Below are 17256 nucleotides of genomic sequence, written 5' to 3'. Positions count from 1 at the left end.
CGTTCCGCACCGCGCGGAGCCTCGCTCGATCAGCGGCTCCTGGGCCCCGGTCCCACCCGCCGGGGCGGTCCCTCGTCCCCGACGATCAACGTCCCACCGTCCTGGACAGTCCCTGGTCCGTGATCCCTTGTCCCTGTCCGTGATGCCTGGTCCCTGACCCTCGACGTCCCCCCTCCAGCCTCCAGGGCGGTCCCTAGTCCCCGACGATCAACGCCTCGTCGAAGATCTCGATCACGACGACCACCAGCAACCCGTGCGCGACCACGTACTCGATCAACAAGCCCGGCGCGACCTGCGCCTTCCGGTCGTCCTCATGGGTGCCGATATGCGTACTGGCCTTGTGGTACGGGTCGAGCGCCAGCTTGGCGAGACCGCGCTCCAGCAGTCCGCGCCGCTCGGGGGCCATGGTGTCCGCGGTCGCCTTGGTCTCGACCGTGTAGGTCACGCGAAACGCCACGCTGCCCCCGTCCCGGCGGAAGACCCGCCCCCGTCCGGGCGCCCCGCCAAGGGGCCGCCCGGCCCTGCGTCCGCTCAGTCGGTCCGCTCCGCCGCCGCCTTCTTCGAGGCCGCGGCCTTGGTCGTGGTCTTCTTCGCGGTGGCCTTCTTGGCCGTCGTCGTCTTCTTCGCGGCCGTCGCCTTCGCGGCGGCCGTCTTCTTGGCCGGGGCCTTCTTCGCGGGCGCCTTCTTGGCGGCGGCCTTCTTCGCCGTCTTCTTGGCGGGCCCCTTGGCCCGCTTCTCGGCGAGCAGCTCGAAGCCGCGCTCGGGCGTGATGGTCTCCACACTGTCCCCGGAGCGCAGCGTGGCGTTGGTCTCGCCATCGGTGACATACGGCCCGAAGCGGCCGTCCTTGACCACTACCGGCTTCGCGCTGACCGGGTCCTGACCCAGCTCCTTCAGTGGCGGCTTGGCCGCGGCACGGCCCCGCTGCTTGGGCTGGGCGTAGATCGCCAGCGCCTCGTCGAGCGTGATCGTGAAGAGCTGGTCCTCGCTCTGGAGCGACCGCGAGTCGGTGCCCTTCTTCAGATACGGCCCATAGCGCCCGTTCTGCGCGGTGATCTCCTGGCCCTCGGCGTCCGCGCCGACGACCCGCGGCAGGGACATCAGCTTGAGCGCGTCCTCCAGGGTCACCGTGTCCAGGGCCATCGACTTGAACAGCGAGGCCGTCCGCGGCTTCACCGCGTTCTTGCCGGTCTTGGGCGTGCCCTCGGGCAGTACCTCGGTCACATAGGGCCCGTAGCGGCCGTCCTTGGCGACGATCGCGTGTCCGCTCGCCGGGTCGGTGCCCAGCTCGAAGTCGCCGCTGGGCTTGGCGAGGAGTTCCTCGGCCAGCTCCACGGACAGCTCGTCCGGTGCCAGGTCGTCCGGGATGTCGGCCCGCTGGTGCTGCTCGGTGTCCTTCTCGCCGCGCTCGATGTACGGGCCGTAGCGCCCGACACGCAGCACGATGTCGTTGCCCACCGGGAACGAGGACACCTCGCGCGCGTCGATCGCGCCCAGGTCCGTCACCAGCTCCTTGAGGCCGCCCAAGTGGTCCCCGTCGCCGTTGCCCGCCTCGGCGGCGCCTCCGTCGCCGTTGCCCTCTCCGAAGTAGAACCGCTTCAGCCACGGCACGGACTGCGCCTCGCCCCGCGCGATGCGGTCGAGGTCGTCCTCCATCTTCGCGGTGAAGTCGTAGTCGACGAGGCGCCCGAAGTGCTTCTCCAGGAGGTTGACCACGGCGAACGACAGGAAGGACGGGACCAGTGCCGTGCCCTTCTTGAAGACATAGCCGCGGTCCAGGATCGTGCCGATGATCGACGCGTACGTCGACGGGCGGCCGATCTCCCGCTCCTCCAGCTCCTTGACGAGGCTGGCCTCCGTGTAGCGCGCGGGGGGCTTGGTGGCGTGGCCGTCGACCGTGATCTCCTCGGCGGACAGCGGGTCGCCCTCGGTGACCTGCGGCAGGCGGCGCTCGCGGTCGTCCAGCTCGGCGTTCGGGTCGTCGGCGCCTTCGACGTACGCCTTCAGGAAGCCGTGGAAGGTGATCGTCTTGCCGGAGGCGCTGAACTCGACGTCCCGTCCGTCGGCCGCCGTGCCGGCGATCCTTACGGTGACGCTGTTGCCCGTGGCGTCCTTCATCTGGGAGGCGACGGTCCGCTTCCAGATCAGCTCGTAGAGCCTGAACTGGTCGCCGGTCAGTCCGGTCTCGGCGGGCGTGCGGAAACGATCACCCGAGGGACGGATCGCCTCGTGCGCCTCCTGCGCGTTCTTGACCTTCCCGGCGTACGTACGCGGCCGGTCCGGGAGGTAGTCGGCCCCGTAGAGCTGGGTGACCTGCGCGCGGGCGGCGGACACAGCGGTGTCGCTCAGTGTCGTGGAGTCCGTACGCATGTACGTGATGTAGCCGTTCTCGTACAGCTTCTGGGCGACCTGCATCGTCGCCTTCGCGCCGAAGCCCAGCTTGCGGCTGGCCTCCTGCTGAAGCGTCGTCGTACGGAACGGGGCGTACGGCGAGCGGCGGTACGGCTTGGACTCGACGGAGCGGACCGCGAACCGGGTCTGCTCCAGCGCGGCGGCGAGGGCGCGCGCGTTGGCCTCGTCCAGGTGCAGGACGCCGGCGCTCTTGAGTTGTCCCAGGGAGTCGAAGTCGCGGCCCTGCGCGACCCGGCTGCCATTGACGCTGTGGAGGCGGGCGACCAGCGACGACGGGTCCGACGATTCCCCCGCGCGGCCGGTCGCGAAGGTCCCGGTCAGGTCCCAGTACTCAGCTGAACGAAACGCGATCCGCTCGCGTTCCCGCTCCACCACGAGTCGGGTGGCGACGGACTGGACCCGGCCCGCCGACAGCCGCGGCATGACCTTCTTCCACAGCACCGGGGAGACCTCGTAGCCGTAGAGCCGGTCGAGGATGCGGCGGGTCTCCTGGGCGTCGACCAGCTTCTGGTTGAGCTGGCGCGGGTTGGCCACGGCGGCCTGGATCGCGGCCTTGGTGATCTCGTGGAAGACCATCCGCTTGACCGGGACCTTGGGCTTGAGCACCTCCTGGAGGTGCCATGCGATGGCCTCGCCCTCGCGGTCCTCATCGGTGGCGAGGTACAGCTCGTCGGACTCCTTGAGGAGGTCCTTGAGCTTCTTGACCTGAGCACGCTTGTCGGCGTTCACGACATAGATCGGCTCGAAGTCGTGTTCGACGTCCACGCCGAGGCGGCGGACCTCGCCGGTGTACTTCTCCGGCACCTCCGCGGCGCCGTTGGGGAGGTCGCGGATGTGCCCGACGCTCGCCTCGACGACGTATCCGGGGCCGAGATAGCCCTTGATCGTCTTCGCCTTGGCGGGCGACTCGACGATGACGAGTCGGCGACCGCCTTGTGCGGTCTCGCTGGTCGGGGACAACTTCGCTCTTCTCTCCGGTCGACGCTGGGGCCTCCCCAGGGGCTTCGTCCCAGGGTCGGGTGGTGGTGACGCTGCGGAGTGTGACGGTACATCCCGCCCCCGTGTCAAACGGGAAAAGCCCGCAACGGCCACTCGAACGGTAACCCGACTACCGCCTTTCCTGCCGCCCGGAGTGCCGACCAGGCCGTTCGGACCGAACCGGAGCGGGGCCTGCCGAATACTGGCGATCATGGCGGGGGAAGGGGATCGGCCGCGTATCGGCGGCTTGGCGCCGGGCGCCGCTCCGCAGCGGCCGGACGGGGGTGGGACGAGGGGTGGGGACAGGGTGGCGGAGCGGGTGCATGTGCGGGCCGAACAGGGCGGAAGCGTGGACGCCACCCGGGGGACATGGATTCCTCGGACGCCTGTACGGGGCCGGATGTGTACGGGGAAGCGGCCCCCGCGCGGGAGCGTGATCCACGGTCTGTGGAGCCCGCCCCCATGGGCGAGTTTCGGCCGTACATCAAGGCCCGGATTTCCGACGGACCGGACCGGGATTTCCGCCCGCGCCCCCTGCGATCAAGAGCTGTACGTCACACAGTGGTCGCCGTGCGTCATATGGCGGTCACAGCGGCGCGGTGTGTCGGCGCGGCTGTGACCACACAGCGGCGCCGGAACGAGACCGACGAAGCCCGATGGCTGTCCGGGCCCGTGCCTCACAGCCGTGTGAAGCACCACGCGGCGACCGCCAGGGCGACCAGGGAGGTGACGGTCGTGACCACCGCGGACGTGCCCGTACGCACGCCCAGGGCGACGGGCTCCCGGCGTCGTACCCGCACCGCTGTCCACAGCAGCAGCGCGCCTCCGAACAGCGCGAAGACCACTCCGGTGAAGATCGCCGGTCCGCTCTCCATGTGCCGCCGCGCCCTTCTCTCGTCCCGTCCGCGCGTACCAAGCCCGCGCAGACTGGCACGCATGTACGGCACTCAGGCGAACCTGAGGTGAACGCCGGGGCGGGGCGGAGCGGGACGGGGAGGGAGCGGGACGGGGAGGGCAGGGAGGGGACGGGGGAGGAACGGAGAGGGGTGGGAGCGGGGCGTATGTCCCCGGCCCCTGCCGGCCTGGGCGGGGCTCCGACCCGGCGTGTCCCCCGCGACCGGCGCGTCTGCCGAGACTGAGTGTCCGCCGCGGCTGGGGTGCCCGCCAAGACCCGCGCATCCGCCGAGACCGGCGTGTCTCCGGAGACCGGCATGTCTCTCGTGACCCGCATGTCTCTCGTGACCGGCGAGTCCGCTGAGACCGGTGTGTCTGCCGCCCGGGTACCCGCCTACCCCACCGGCTCCAGGAACCCCTGTTCGACCAGCAGCCGGATCTGCGCGGGCGTGCGGTCGCGCAGCAGGACCGGGTCCTCGCCGACCAGTTGGGCGATGGCGTCCAGGATGCGCCCGGCGGTCAGGGAGCCGTCGCACACGCCCGCGAAGCCCGCGCCGACGGTGTCCACACGGGTCGCCCGGCGCATGCCCCGGTTCTGCCGCAGCACGACATGCTCGGGGTCCTCGGCGCCGGGCAGCCCGACCTGTTCCTGGACCACCTCCGTGACCAGCCGGAACCGCTCCTCCAGCAGCGCGGCGTCATCGCGCGAGCGGAGGTAGTCGAGCCGCTCGAAGTGCGCGCGCACGGTGTCGCCGAGCGGCTGCTCGACGGGGTGCGGCCACTCCTCCACGGTCACCGACGGCACGGCCGCGTCCGTCCGCCGCAGCGTGATCCATCCGAAGCCGACCGCCCGCACCTTGCGCGCCTCGAACTCGTCCAGCCAGGCGTCGTACCGCGCCTCGTACTCCGCCACGTCGCCCCGGTGGTCCCCGGCGTCCCGCAGCCACAGCTCGGCGTACTGCGTGGTGTCCTGGACCTCGCGCTGCACGATCCAGGCGTCGCACCCGCGCGGCACCCAGGAACGCAGCCGGTCCTGCCAGTCCTCCCCCTCCACGTGCTGCCAGTTGGCGAGGAACTGCGCGAACCCGCCCACGTTCAGCCGTTCCCCCGCTCCCTGAACGAGCGAGCGGCACAGATCGTCCCCGCCCATACCGCCGTCCCGGTACGTCAGCCGCTGGCTCGGCGAGATCACGAAGGGCGGGTTGGACACGATCAGGTCGTACCTCTCCCCGTCCCTGAGCGGCTCGAACAGCGAACCCTGACGGAGGTCCGCGGGCGACGCGCCGGACAGCGCGAGGGTGAGCGCGGTGATGTGCAGGGCGCGCGGGTTGAGGTCGGTCGCCGTCACCCGCGTGGCGTGCTGCGCGGCGTGCAGTGCCTGGATACCGGAGCCGGTACCGAGGTCCAGCGCGGACGAGACGGGCGTACGGACCGTGATCCCGGCGAGCGTGGTCGACGCGCCGCCGACGCCCAGGACGACGCCCTCCGCGCGGCGCCCGATCCCGCCCGCGCCGCCCACGGCGCAGCCGAGGTCGGACACGATGAACCAGTCCTCGCCGTCGGACCCGGCGTACGGCCGGACGTCCACGGTCGCGGTCACCTCGTCGGCGCCGGTGACCGTCAGCCAGCCGCTGTCCAGGCAGTCGGCCACGGGCAGTACGTCCGCCACCCGCGCGCGGGGCGCCGGTTGCTGGAGAAGGAACAGCCGTACCAGGGTCTCCAGCGGCGTGTCGCCACGTGTCGCCCGGAGCGCGGGCACGGTTTCGCTGCGCGCCAGCGCCGCGTACGCGGGGGCGCCGAGCAGGTCGAGCAGGCCGTCCGCGGTGAAGGCGGCCCCTAGGAGGGCCTCCCGCAGCCGGGCGGCGACATCGGGACGATCGGCGGAGGGCAGGGGCAGCAGGCTCGCGTCACTCACGCCCCCATTGTGTCCGCTGAGCCCGCCGGGACGCGTACCCGGCCCCGCGCGGTCGGGCCGCCACCCTTACGCGTCTCTGGAGCACCCCGAGGCTCCCCCGCCCGGCGTCACCCCGCCGAGGACGAAGCCGGAGCCCCCGAAGCGCTCTTGCAGCTCTCCTGCGTCGCCATGGCCTGGCCGACGTCGCCCTCCTCCAGCGTCTTGAGGGCGTCGTTGCCGCTCTGGCTGAGCTTGTCCAGCTCGGTGGCGATGTCCTTGAGCCCGTCGGCGAACTTGGCCTGGTCCTTGACGTCGAGTTCATCGACCTTGGTCTTCAAGGACGCGTACGAGGCGGCGATGCCGTTGAGTTCCTTGACGGCGTCCTGCTGCTTCTTCTCGCCGTTCTCGACGTCCGGGGGTCCGGCCTTGGTGACGGCGGCGCCGATCGCCTTGTAGGCGTCCGACATGTCCTGGAAGGCGGTCGCGTCGGTCTTCTGGACCTGCGCCGGGGTGCTGTTGTCGGAGGTCTCCTTCTGGATCGCGGTGTTGGCGGCCTCGATCTTCTTCGCCTGCGGCTGCACCGCGTCGCACACCTGCTTGGCCCAGGCGTCCAGCTTCTCGTTGCTGTCGTCGCTGCTGCACCCGGTCAGCGCCAGTACCAGTACCGCACCGCCGGACAGCGCGGTCCCGAGCTTCTTGTTCACCGGTTTGGTCCCTTCCACGGCCCTCGGCCCCGGAACATACACGGCACGCACACAGCACCACGCCGACGTACGTCGGTTAAGCACACTTTTGCCAGTGTTCGCACCAGCGAGAGAAGGCTCACGGGCACGGCAGGAGTACCGAGAGGCGGTCCAGAGGGACAGGGAGCCACAGAAGGCGAGGGGCAACGAGGGACAGGGAGCGGCGAGAAGCGGCGACAAGGAGCGGCGTAGACGGCGTGAACGGCGCGAGACGGGCGGACGACATGCCGACGCACGCCCTCCGCCCGCCCCCTCACCTCCCGAGGTCCGGCGAGCCCATCAGCCCGATCAAGCCCAGCCGACGCGACCAGCCCGACCACCGGCCGGACAGACCCAACAGACCCAACAGGCTCCTATATGAGCCTCCTACGCCCATGCCCCGCCCCCTACGGCACCACCGCCGGATTCGCCGGCGTGGACGACGCCCCCGCACCCCCGGCGTCCCCGCCGTCGTCATCGTCCACGGCGATCCCGCGCCGCTTGGACACGTACACCGCCCCGCCGATCACGACGAACGCCAGTACGGCGATCAGGATGCGGACCGTGAGGTTCTCGTCCGGTCCGTACGAGAACTTGATCACCGCGGGGGCGATCAGCAGCGCGACCAGGTTCATGACCTTGAGCAGCGGGTTGATCGCGGGCCCGGCGGTGTCCTTGAACGGGTCGCCGACCGTGTCGCCGATCACCGTCGCGGCGTGCGCCTCACTGCCCTTGCCGCCGTGGTGACCGTCCTCGACCAGCTTCTTGGCGTTGTCCCAGGCACCCCCGGAGTTGGCGAGGAACACGGCCATCAGCGTGCCCGCGCCGATCGCGCCCGCCAGATACGCGCCGAGCGGGCCGACGCCCAGCGTGAACCCGATGAAGATCGGCGCCAGCACCGCCAGGAGCCCCGGCGTGGCCAACTCCCGCAGCGCGTCCCTCGTACAGATGTCCACGACCTTCCCGTACTCGGGCTGCTCCGTGTAGTCCATGATCCCGGGCCGCTCGCGGAACTGCCGGCGTACCTCGTAGACCACCGAGCCCGCCGACCGCGACACGGCGTTGATCGCCAGCCCCGAGAAGAGGAAGACGACCGCAGCGCCCGCGATCAGGCCGACGAGGTTGTTGGGCTGGGAGATGTCCATGATCAGAGTCAGGGGGACGCCCTCCCCGCCGAGTTTCTCCCCCACGTCCTGCGCCCCGGTCGTGATCGCGTCCCGGTACGACCCGAAGAGCGCCGATGCCGCGAGGACGGCCGTGGCGATGGCGATGCCCTTGGTGATGGCCTTGGTGGTGTTGCCGACGGCGTCCAGGTTGGTCAGCACCTGCGCGCCCGCGCCCTCGACGTCGCCGGACATCTCGGCGATGCCCTGGGCGTTGTCGGAGACCGGTCCGAAGGTGTCCATGGCGACGATCACACCGACGGTGGTGAGCAGCCCGGTGCCCGCCAGAGCGACGGCGAACAGCGCCAACATGATCGACGTACCGCCCAGCAGAAAGGCCCCGTACACGCCGAGCCCGATCAGCAGCGCGGTGTAGACGGCCGACTCCAGGCCGACCGAGATCCCGGCCAGGACGACGGTCGCGGGGCCGGTCAGGGAGGTCTTGCCGATGTCCTTGACGGGGCGCCGGTTGGTCTCGGTGAAGTAGCCGGTCAGCTGCTGGATGACGGCGGCCAGCAGAATGCCGATCGCCACCGCGACCAGGGCGAGAACCCGCGGATCGCCGCTCTTCGCCGCGATCGCCGCGTCGGTGACCCCGTCGAGATCGGCGTACGACGACGGCAGATAGGCGAAGACGGCGACGGCGACCAGCACCAGCGAGATCACCGCGGAGATGAAGAAGCCCCGGTTGATCGCGGTCATGCCACTGCGGTCGCTACGGCGGGGGGCGACCGCGAAGATCCCGATCATCGCGGTGACCACGCCGATCGCGGGCACCAGCAGCGGGAAGGCGAGCCCCGCGTCACCGAAGGCGACCTTGCCCAGGATCAGCGCGGCGACCAGGGTCACGGCGTACGACTCGAACAGGTCCGCGGCCATACCGGCGCAGTCGCCGACGTTGTCGCCCACGTTGTCGGCGATGGTCGCGGCGTTGCGCGGATCGTCCTCCGGGATGCCCTTCTCGACCTTGCCGACCAGGTCGGCGCCCACGTCGGCGGCCTTGGTGAAGATGCCTCCGCCGACCCTCATGAACATGGCGATCAGCGCCGCCCCGAGGCCGAAGCCCTCCAGCACCTTGGGTGCGTCGGCCGCGTACACCAGCACCACACAGGAGGCGCCGAACAGGCCGAGCCCCACGGTGAACATGCCGACGACGCCACCGGTGCGAAAAGCGATCTTCATCGCCTTGTGCGAGACCTCGGTCAGATCCTTTTCCGGCTCGCCCTCCGCCGGTGTCGCCTCCCGGGCCGCCGCGGCGACCCGCACATTGCTGCGCACGGCCAGCCACATCCCGATATAGCCGGTGGCCGCCGAGAACAGCGCACCGATCAAGAAGAACACGGATCGTCCGATGCGCTGATTCCAGTCGTCCGCGGGCAGCAGCAGAAGCAGGAAGAAAACGATCACGGCGAATATGCCGAGAGTGCGCAACTGCCGGGCCAGATAGGCGTTCGCGCCTTCCTGCACGGCCGCCGCGATCTTCTTCATGCTGTCGGTGCCCTCGCCCGCGGCGAGCACCTGCCGCAGCAGCACACCAGCGACCACGAGCGCGGCCAGCGCGACGGCCGCGATCACCATCACCATGACCCGGTTGTCGTCGGTCAGCACCGCTGCCGCAAAGGTTGAAGGATGGTCCAGTTGATGAGGGGAAGAAAGCCCCGCCATTCGTCCTCCTTGACGCTTGGGCTGAGCTCAAGATGTGGACGGATTGTAGGGATCTGACTCCGATCAAAACAGTGCGCGGCAAGTGGAATTCGCCTTCACATGACCTTCAGCAAATGATCGCCCAGAAACCATGATCCGGAAAGTCGTAATGCGCCGAAGGAATTAATACACGATCGTGAATTCATTCACGAAATCTGCGGTGGCAGCGGAACGCTGGGGCGCGCTATCCGGAGTGCTGCGGAGGCACGCAATCTGGAGTGCCGTGGAGGCGTGCTATCTGAAGTGTCGTGGAAGCGCGCTATCTGATGGACTGCGGAAAAGAATCAAGGGCCGTTGCCGCAGAACCCCCGCGCCGGCTCGGTCGGCGCCGACACGCCGACACCCGGGCGGGGCGGCACGGGGAGGGGTCCCTATGCGCGGGATACAACTGCGGAGTAGCACGGTCGTTCGACCGGGGGTCTGCTCAGCGGCGTAGGGGGTCTCTGGAGGAACTCGGGGACTCTGGAGGACGCAGGGATCCCTGGAGGGCCGCGGAGTGCCTGAAACGGGCCCTAACGGCCTCGGGCGGCCTTGGGGGCCGCGCTGGGCAGTGAGGGGGATCAGACGGCAGCCTGAGCGCGGTCTCGGGCAGCTTGAGGGACGCCTGAGACGGCCCTGAGCGGCATTGGCGCGCGGCCTAGAGCGTTCCCTGTCGGCTGCGAAGGTTCAGACGGCGTCGAAGGCCGGGCCCTCGAGAAGCGCACCCATGTGGCACGCAGAGCGCGCGACCGGTGTGGCACGGACCGCCAGGCGGCGCCCCGCGGCTACGCCGGAACCGCCTCCGGTGGAGTCGTCTGCCAGGTCATCCGGATCAAGCCACCGTGGGCGTCGGAGGTGACCTCCACGTCGTCCACGAGCCCGCTGATGACCGCGAGGCCCATCTCGTCCTCCTCGGCCTCGGCGTCCGCGGCGTCGCCCGCCGCGCCGCCACCGGGCACCGAACGGGGGGCCTCGTCGCCGACCTCGATGGAGAACTGCTTCTCCTCCTCGACCAGCGCCACCCGCACCGGCGCCGTGATCCCGGCGCTCTGATGCAGGCCCACGGCCCTGCTGCACGCCTCACCGACGGCGAGCCGCACCTCGTCGAGGACGGCTTCGTCGACCCCGGCCCTGCGCGCCACCGCAGCCGCCACCAGCCGGGCGGTACGGACGTGCCCGGGAAGCGCGCTGAAGCGGAGTTCGACGGTGGCCATGCATCCCCCTCGGAGCTACGGGCGGGCGAGCGGGGGCCGGGCCGCCGAACGCCCGGTCCCCCAGTGAAACTGCCGGTCCGGGCCGCGCGGGGCGATCCGGACCGGATGGTCAGTCGGTGGCCGCGACCGCTTCGTCGACCGTGGTGTGGATGGGGAACACCTTGGTCAGGCCGGTGATGCGGAAGATCTTCAGAATGCGCTCCTGGTTGCACACCAGACGCAGGGAGCCCTCATGGGCACGCACCCGCTTCAGGCCGCCGACCAGCACGCCGAGACCGGTGGAGTCGAGGAAGTCCACGCCCTCCATGTCGACGACGAGGTGGAAATTCCCGTCGTTCACCAGCTCGACCAACTGCTCGCGCAGCTTGGGCGCGGTATATACGTCGATTTCGCCACCGACCCTGACGATCGTGCGATCGCCGATGGTCTCGGTCGACAGGGACAGGTCCACTGATCCTCCAGCACCTTGCTATCGAGCGGTCGCCCTTGGGCACCTCGGCGGAGCCCCCGGGACGGTTCGCCAGCCGCGATGGCATTCAATCACTTACCGGCAGGCGTGTACGACGCCTTGAGCCCATTGTCCGTCACTCCAATGACACACTCGGTGCCGATGGCCAAGAATCACCGTTCCGATCGACTCCCGACGGACTCCGCGCCCCGCCTCGCCCCGGGCGAGGTCCTGGCGCGGCTCGCCTCGGGCCCGAGCCGGGCCGCGCGCATCACTCATACGGAGCACTTGCCCGCACGCGCGGGCCGCCATGCCGTCTGGCCCGACCGGGTCCGCTCCGAGGTCGTCGCGGCCGTGCAGGCAGCGGGCATCGAGCACCCCTGGGCCCACCAGGCGCGCGCCGCGGAGCACGCCCTGGACGGCGACTCCGTCGTCGTCGCCACGGGCACCGCCTCGGGCAAGTCCCTGGCCTATCTGGTCCCCGTGCTGTCCACCCTGCTGGACGGCTCCGAGGCCCCGAACGGCCGCGGCGCCACCGCCCTCTACCTGTCCCCCACCAAGGCCCTGGCCGCCGACCAGTGCCGCTCCGTGAAGGACCTCGCCCGCCCCCTCGGCACCGCCGTACGCCCCGCCGTCTACGACGGCGACACGCCGTTCGAGGAACGCGAGTGGATTCGCCAGTACGGCACATACGTCCTCACGAATCCAGACATGCTGCACCGCGGTGTGCTGCCCTCCCATCCCCGCTGGTCCTCCTTCCTCAAGGCCCTCAAGTACGTCGTCATCGACGAGTGCCACACCTATAGGGGCGTCTTCGGCTCGCACGTCGCCCAGGTGCTGCGCCGGCTGCGCCGCCTGTGCGCCCGCTACGGCTCCTCCCCGGTCTTCCTGCTGGCCTCCGCCACCGCCGCCGAGCCCGCCGTCGCCGCCCGGCGGCTGACGGGGCTGCCCGTGGTCGAGGTCGCCGACGACGCCTCTCCGCGCGGGGAGCTGGTCTTCGCCCTGTGGGAGCCCCCGCTGACCGATCTGGAGGGCGAGAAGGGCGCCCCGGTCCGCCGTACCGCGACCGCCGAGACCGCCGACCTGCTGACCGACCTGGCCGTCCAGGGAGTCCGCTCGGTCGCCTTCGTACGCTCCCGGCGTGGCGCCGAGCTGATCTCGGTCATCGCACAGGAGCGCCTGGCCGAGATCGACCGCTCCCTGTCCCGGCGTGTCGCGGCCTACCGAGGCGGTTACCTCCCCGAGGAACGCCGCGCCCTGGAGCAGGCCCTGCACTCCGGCGAACTCCTCGGCCTGTCGGCCACCACCGCCCTCGAACTGGGGATCGACATCTCCGGTCTCGACGCCGTCGTCATCGCCGGGTACCCGGGCACCCGCGCCTCCCTGTGGCAGCAGGCGGGCCGCGCGGGACGGGCCGGGCAGGGCGCCCTCGCCGTCCTGGTCGCCCGCGACGACCCCCTGGACACCTTCCTGGTCCATCACCCCGAGGCGCTGTTCGACCGCCCCGTCGAATCCACCGTCCTCGACCCCGACAACCCGTACGTCCTCGCCCCGCACCTGTGCGCCGCGGCGGCGGAGCTGCCCCTGACCGACGACGACCTCGCCCTGTTCGGCCCCGGCAGCGCCGATCTGCTGCCTCAGCTGGAGGCCGCGAAGCTGCTGCGCCGCCGCGCCACCGCGTGGCACTGGACGCGCCGCGAGCGGGCCGCCGATCTCACCGACATCCGCGGCGAGGGCGGCAGCCCCGTGCAGATCGTCGAAGCCGTGACCGGCCGGCTGCTCGGCACGGTCGACGCGGGCGCCGCCCACACCACCGTCCACGAGGGCGCCGTCCACCTCCACCAGGGCCGCACCTATCTGGTCCGCTCCCTCGACCTGGACGACAACGTGGCCCTCGTCGAACAGGCGTCACCGCCCTATTCCACCGTCGCCCGCGACACCACCGCCATCTCGGTCCTGGACACCGATACCGAGATCCCCTGGGGAGCGGGGCGGCTCTGCTTCGGCTCGGTCGAGGTCACCAACCAGGTCGTCTCCTTCCTGCGCCGCCGGCTGATCACCGGCGAGGTCCTCGGCGAGACCAAGCTCGACCTCCCGCCCCGCACCCTGCGCACCCGCGCGGTGTGGTGGACCGTCACCGAGGACCAGCTCGACGCCGCCCGCATCCCCCCGGAGATCCTCGGCGGCGCCCTGCACGCCGCCGAACACGCCTCCATCGGCATGCTGCCGCTCTTCGCCACCTGCGACCGCTGGGACATCGGCGGAGTGTCGGTCCCCCTGCACCCCGACACCCTCCTCCCGACGGTCTTCGTCTACGACGGCCATCCCGGCGGCGCCGGATTCGCCGAGCGCGCCTTCCACACCGCCCGCACCTGGCTCACCGCCACCCGCGAGGCCATCGCCTCCTGCGAGTGCGACGCCGGATGCCCGTCCTGCATCCAGTCCCCCAAGTGCGGCAACGGCAACGACCCCCTGCACAAGAGGGGCGCCGTACGACTCCTCACGGAGCTGCTGAGGGGCGCTCCAGAGGGGTTGGAGGGCAGCCCTGCGGCGGGTCCTGGGGCGACGCCCTAGCAAGCCCGGAGGCGGGGCAGGGGGCTCGGGGCGGGCTCATGGCCCGGACGGTCCCCCAGGCGTCGGCACGGCCGCCCCGAGGTTCCGGGCCGCGTTCAGCGTCCCGGCTCTTCGTACGGCGTCGGCGGTCCGGCCCGCGCTCTCACCTCCGTCTCGAACGGCCCCCGCCCCGACGCCGCCGTCACGTCCGAGACCTGCCCGGCGACCACACACCGCACCAGCCGCACCCCGTGCGCCCGCGCGGCCTCCTCGGCCCGCGCACAGGCCGCCGTGGGCCCTTGGGCCCAGTACTCGGCCGCCGCCAGCGCCGCGAGATCGGCCCCGCCCGCCGCCCGGTGCCGGACGACGACGGCCTGCCCCAGGGCGAGCACGGTGCCGAAGACCACGCAGAGGACGGCGACGACGGCGAGGCTGAGGACGGTGGCGGACCCACGGTCCCGGGCGGCGGCGCCGGCGTCTTGGGTCACGGGGTCAGGGTCCCGGGTCGCGGGGCCAGCGTCTTGGATCGCGAAATCAGGGCCCCGGGTCACGGAGTCAGGGCCCCGGGTCGCGGAACCACGATCCCGCGCGGGTCCCGCGCCGACGTCTCCGACGACTCCGCCCGACGCGGCCACCTCGGTCCGTCTGCCGCCCCCCTTCACCTCGGCCCTCCGGACAGCGCCGCACCTCCCGACCGCGTTGATCACCCTGACCACGGCGGCCACTGTCCTGCGCCCGAACGACCGGCTCATGGGACCGCCTCCACAAACCCCGTCACGCCGTCCCTTGTCATCCCCTCCACAAGCCCCGTCACGCCGTCCCCCGTCATCCCCTCCACAGGCCCTACCACGCCGCCCCCTTTCATCCCCTCCGGCACTCCCGTCACGCCGTCCCCCACCGTCCCCTCCACCACCGCGACAGCCTCCTCCCGCAGGTCGAAGGCGAGCCGCCCCAGCACCGGTGGCCGGGCCACGACCACGACGCGCACACGGTCCCCTTCCCTGGCGACCGTGACCTCCGCCCCGCGCGGAGCGGCGGCTCGCGCCAACTCGACGACCGCGCCGTCCGGGTCCTGGCGGGCCGCCGCGCGGGCGCCGATCCGGGCCGCGTCGACGCACTGGATCTGCGCCGCCGCGACGAGCAGCGCCCAGACCAGGGCCATCGCGAACATCACCAGCGCCGGGAGCGCAACGGCCGTCTCCACCGCCACGAAGCCGCCGTCCGACCGCCGTGCACCGCCCTCGTTCCGCCGCCTGTCCGGCTCACATGCCCGCATCGAGGGCCTTCTCGACCATCGACTGGAGCTTCGCGCCGACCGTTCCGCTGGTCAGCACCCGGTAGAGCACGACGGCGAACCCGGCTGCCGCCACAAGGCCGAGCGCGTATTCGGAGGTCACCATTCCGGCGTCACTCCGCACTCCGCGCATCGCCCGCGCCCGCCACACCAGCGCACGCAGCCGTGCGCATACCCGTCCATACATCACAACCCCCGTAGGTCTTCACTCACTTGTCGATCATTCGTAGATCACTTGTCAGCCGTCGGCTGCCACACACCGGCGGTCATCGGCCTGGCGCGGCCGTCATCGGCCAGCCCCTGCCCCCACCGCCCGGTCCCCGTCACCCGCCCCCTCCCAACACCTCCCCCGCCATCCCGATCACGACCGGCAGCACTCCCACCGCGATGAACGCGGGCAGGAAACACAGCCCCACCGGCGCGCTGATCAGCACCGCCGCTTTCCTGGCCCGCGCCGTCGCCTCCCGGGTCCATTCCGCGCGGGTGTCCTCGGCGAGCCGGGCGATCGACGCCGCGGCGGGGAGGCCGGACATGTCGGCCCGTTCGAGGAGTCGGGCCAGTCCCTGTGCGCCGGGCAGTCCGGCCAGCGTCCGCCAGGCAGTGGCCGGTTCGGCTCCGAGCCGGACCTCGGCCGCACCCCGGGCGAGGGCGTCGCCCAGGGGACCGCCGAGCGCCTCGCCGACCGCGTGAGCGGCCGTCACCGACCCTCCCCCGGCCGCGATGCAGGCGGCCAGCAGATCGGCGGCGAGCGGCAGTTGCCGACCGGCTTCCGTCCTCTCGGCGTCGGTCAGGACGGCCTCCGTGCCCGCCCGGTCGGCGAGTTGCCGTCGGCGCCACCACCACAGACCGACGACGCCAGCCACACCGAGCGCCACTCCCGCGGTGCCGCCGAGCAGCACCCATCCGGCACCCACGACACCGCCCCAGGGCGCCCAGCGCCGCAGCAGGGTCCGCGCGGTCCGCGCCGGGACCCACGGTCCGGACACCGCCGCGTCCAGCGCCAGCAGCCGTGCGATCCGGCGCCGGACCCGCCGCTGCCGCCGTACGGCCCGGACCCGCCGTACCGTCCAGGTGAGCAACAGGACCGTCCCCACGATCGCCCCCAGGCTGTGGACAACTTCGCCGGTCATGCCGCCTCCGCCCGGCGGACGATCCGCAGGGCCCACCAGAGCCCGGCGCCCTCCAGGGCCAGGCCGACGGCCAGGCAGACCAGGCCGGGGCCGGTGTGCAGCAGGACGTGCAGCGGGTCCGCGCCGAGGGCTGTGCCGAGCAGCAGGCCCGCCACCGGCAGCCCGGCGAGCATCAGCGCCGTCGCGCGGGCGCCCGCCAACTGGGCGCGCAGGTCCGCCCGCCGGTCCCGCTGGGCGCGCAGAGCGGCGTCCAGCCGGTCGAGCCCCGCCGCGAGTCCCGCGCCCTGGTCCACCGACACCCGCCAGCACGCCGACAGCCCCAGCAGCCCCTCCGCGCCCGGCTGCCGTGCCGCACCGGCCAGTTCCCCGGGGATGTCCCCGCCGAACCGGGCCGCCGCGAGGACCGCCGCATGTGCCGTACCGAGCCCGTCGCAGTGCCGCGCGACGCACCTCAGCGCGTCGCCCGGTTGCCGCCCCGCCCGTACTTCCCCGGCCAGCGCACCGCACAGCGCGATCACTTCGGCGGCCCGCCGTTCCCGGCGCCGGCGGGCTTCCCGCGCGCGCCTGATCCGCCGTACCACCGGCATACCGGCCGCCCCCGCGACGACCGGCAGCAGCGAGCCGCCCAGCATGCCGAGCACCAGCCCGGCCACCGGCGCCCACCACTCGACCCCCGGTCCCGCCCGCCACCACCTCGGCCAGGCCGACCACTGCCAGGGCCACCGGGGCGGCCCGTGCCCCACGCCACCCCCGCCCGCGAACAGCAGCCGTGCCCGCCGGGCCGGGAACTGCCCGCCGCCCATCAGCAGGACCACGACCCCGACACACGCGAGAGCCGCCCATGTCCCGACCTCACCCATCCCACTCACTC

The 17256-nt window shown here is 71.7% G+C and carries 14 protein-coding genes; 1 reads left to right on the top strand and 13 read right to left on the bottom strand.

Features of this window, described 5'->3' with window-relative positions:
• Nucleotides 1–193: 193 nt before the first annotated feature.
• From AB0D49_RS35475 to AB0D49_RS35440, 8 genes are all read right to left on the bottom strand, one after another.
• Nucleotides 194–457 (bottom strand): hypothetical protein, encoded by a 264-nt coding sequence (locus AB0D49_RS35475; RefSeq protein WP_362766129.1) that lies wholly within the window; start codon nucleotides 455–457, stop codon nucleotides 194–196.
• 74 nt (nucleotides 458–531) lie between these two features.
• A complete protein-coding gene (gene topA / locus AB0D49_RS35470; RefSeq protein ID WP_362766126.1) occupies nucleotides 532–3372 on the bottom strand; it encodes a type I DNA topoisomerase in 2841 nt (946 codons plus the stop codon).
• Between the two features lie 695 nt (nucleotides 3373–4067).
• Nucleotides 4068–4265 (bottom strand): hypothetical protein, encoded by a 198-nt coding sequence (locus AB0D49_RS35465; protein ID WP_362766123.1) that lies wholly within the window; start codon nucleotides 4263–4265, stop codon nucleotides 4068–4070.
• A gap of 413 nt (nucleotides 4266–4678) precedes the next feature.
• The gene (locus tag AB0D49_RS35460) at nucleotides 4679–6199 is read right to left on the bottom strand and encodes a class I SAM-dependent methyltransferase (RefSeq protein ID WP_362766120.1); all 1521 of its coding nucleotides are present in this window, start codon (nucleotides 6197–6199) and stop codon (nucleotides 4679–4681) included.
• A gap of 107 nt (nucleotides 6200–6306) precedes the next feature.
• Complete coding sequence (locus AB0D49_RS35455; protein ID WP_362766118.1) at nucleotides 6307–6900, bottom strand: small secreted protein; 594 nt, start codon at nucleotides 6898–6900, stop codon at nucleotides 6307–6309.
• A 407-nt stretch (nucleotides 6901–7307) separates the two neighbouring features.
• Nucleotides 7308–9728, bottom strand: coding sequence for a sodium-translocating pyrophosphatase (locus AB0D49_RS35450; protein WP_362766116.1), 2421 nt, complete (start codon nucleotides 9726–9728; stop codon nucleotides 7308–7310).
• 803 nt (nucleotides 9729–10531) lie between these two features.
• The gene (locus tag AB0D49_RS35445) at nucleotides 10532–10960 is read right to left on the bottom strand and encodes an ATP-binding protein (protein WP_362766113.1); all 429 of its coding nucleotides are present in this window, start codon (nucleotides 10958–10960) and stop codon (nucleotides 10532–10534) included.
• A gap of 109 nt (nucleotides 10961–11069) precedes the next feature.
• Nucleotides 11070–11411, bottom strand: coding sequence for an anti-sigma factor antagonist (locus AB0D49_RS35440; protein ID WP_355736290.1), 342 nt, complete (start codon nucleotides 11409–11411; stop codon nucleotides 11070–11072).
• Between the two features lie 78 nt (nucleotides 11412–11489).
• On the opposite strand from AB0D49_RS35440, the gene AB0D49_RS35435 reads away from it, so the two are divergent.
• Complete coding sequence (locus AB0D49_RS35435; RefSeq protein ID WP_362766109.1) at nucleotides 11490–13982, top strand: DEAD/DEAH box helicase; 2493 nt, start codon at nucleotides 11490–11492, stop codon at nucleotides 13980–13982.
• A gap of 95 nt (nucleotides 13983–14077) precedes the next feature.
• Here the strand turns inward: AB0D49_RS35435 and AB0D49_RS35430 are convergent, their stop codons facing one another.
• The 5 genes from AB0D49_RS35430 to AB0D49_RS35410 all read right to left on the bottom strand — a co-directional run bounded on the left by AB0D49_RS35430 (nucleotide 14078) and on the right by AB0D49_RS35410 (nucleotide 17245).
• Nucleotides 14078–14449 (bottom strand): Rv3654c family TadE-like protein, encoded by a 372-nt coding sequence (locus tag AB0D49_RS35430; protein WP_362766106.1) that lies wholly within the window; start codon nucleotides 14447–14449, stop codon nucleotides 14078–14080.
• Nucleotides 14450–14709: 260 nt separating this feature from the next.
• Nucleotides 14710–15237: a TadE family type IV pilus minor pilin gene (locus tag AB0D49_RS35425; RefSeq protein ID WP_362766103.1), complete on the bottom strand. Its 528-nt coding sequence runs from the start codon at nucleotides 15235–15237 to the stop codon at nucleotides 14710–14712.
• Complete coding sequence (locus AB0D49_RS35420; RefSeq protein WP_362766100.1) at nucleotides 15224–15442, bottom strand: DUF4244 domain-containing protein; 219 nt, start codon at nucleotides 15440–15442, stop codon at nucleotides 15224–15226. The genes AB0D49_RS35425 and AB0D49_RS35420 overlap by 14 nt, the downstream gene beginning before the upstream one ends.
• 136 nt (nucleotides 15443–15578) lie before the next feature.
• Nucleotides 15579–16385: a type II secretion system F family protein gene (locus AB0D49_RS35415; RefSeq protein WP_362766097.1), complete on the bottom strand. Its 807-nt coding sequence runs from the start codon at nucleotides 16383–16385 to the stop codon at nucleotides 15579–15581.
• Nucleotides 16382–17245 (bottom strand): type II secretion system F family protein, encoded by an 864-nt coding sequence (locus AB0D49_RS35410; RefSeq protein ID WP_362766094.1) that lies wholly within the window; start codon nucleotides 17243–17245, stop codon nucleotides 16382–16384. Before AB0D49_RS35410 ends, AB0D49_RS35415 begins: the two co-directional genes overlap by 4 nt.
• Between the last annotated feature and the right edge of the window lie 11 nt (nucleotides 17246–17256).

This window comes from Streptomyces sp. NPDC048290, assembly GCF_040652095.1.
In the GTDB taxonomy this organism is placed as follows: Bacteria; Actinomycetota; Actinomycetes; order Streptomycetales; family Streptomycetaceae; genus Streptomyces.
The sequence above is the reverse complement of the archived record's forward strand: the minus strand, read 5'-3'. Positions and strand labels throughout refer to the sequence as shown.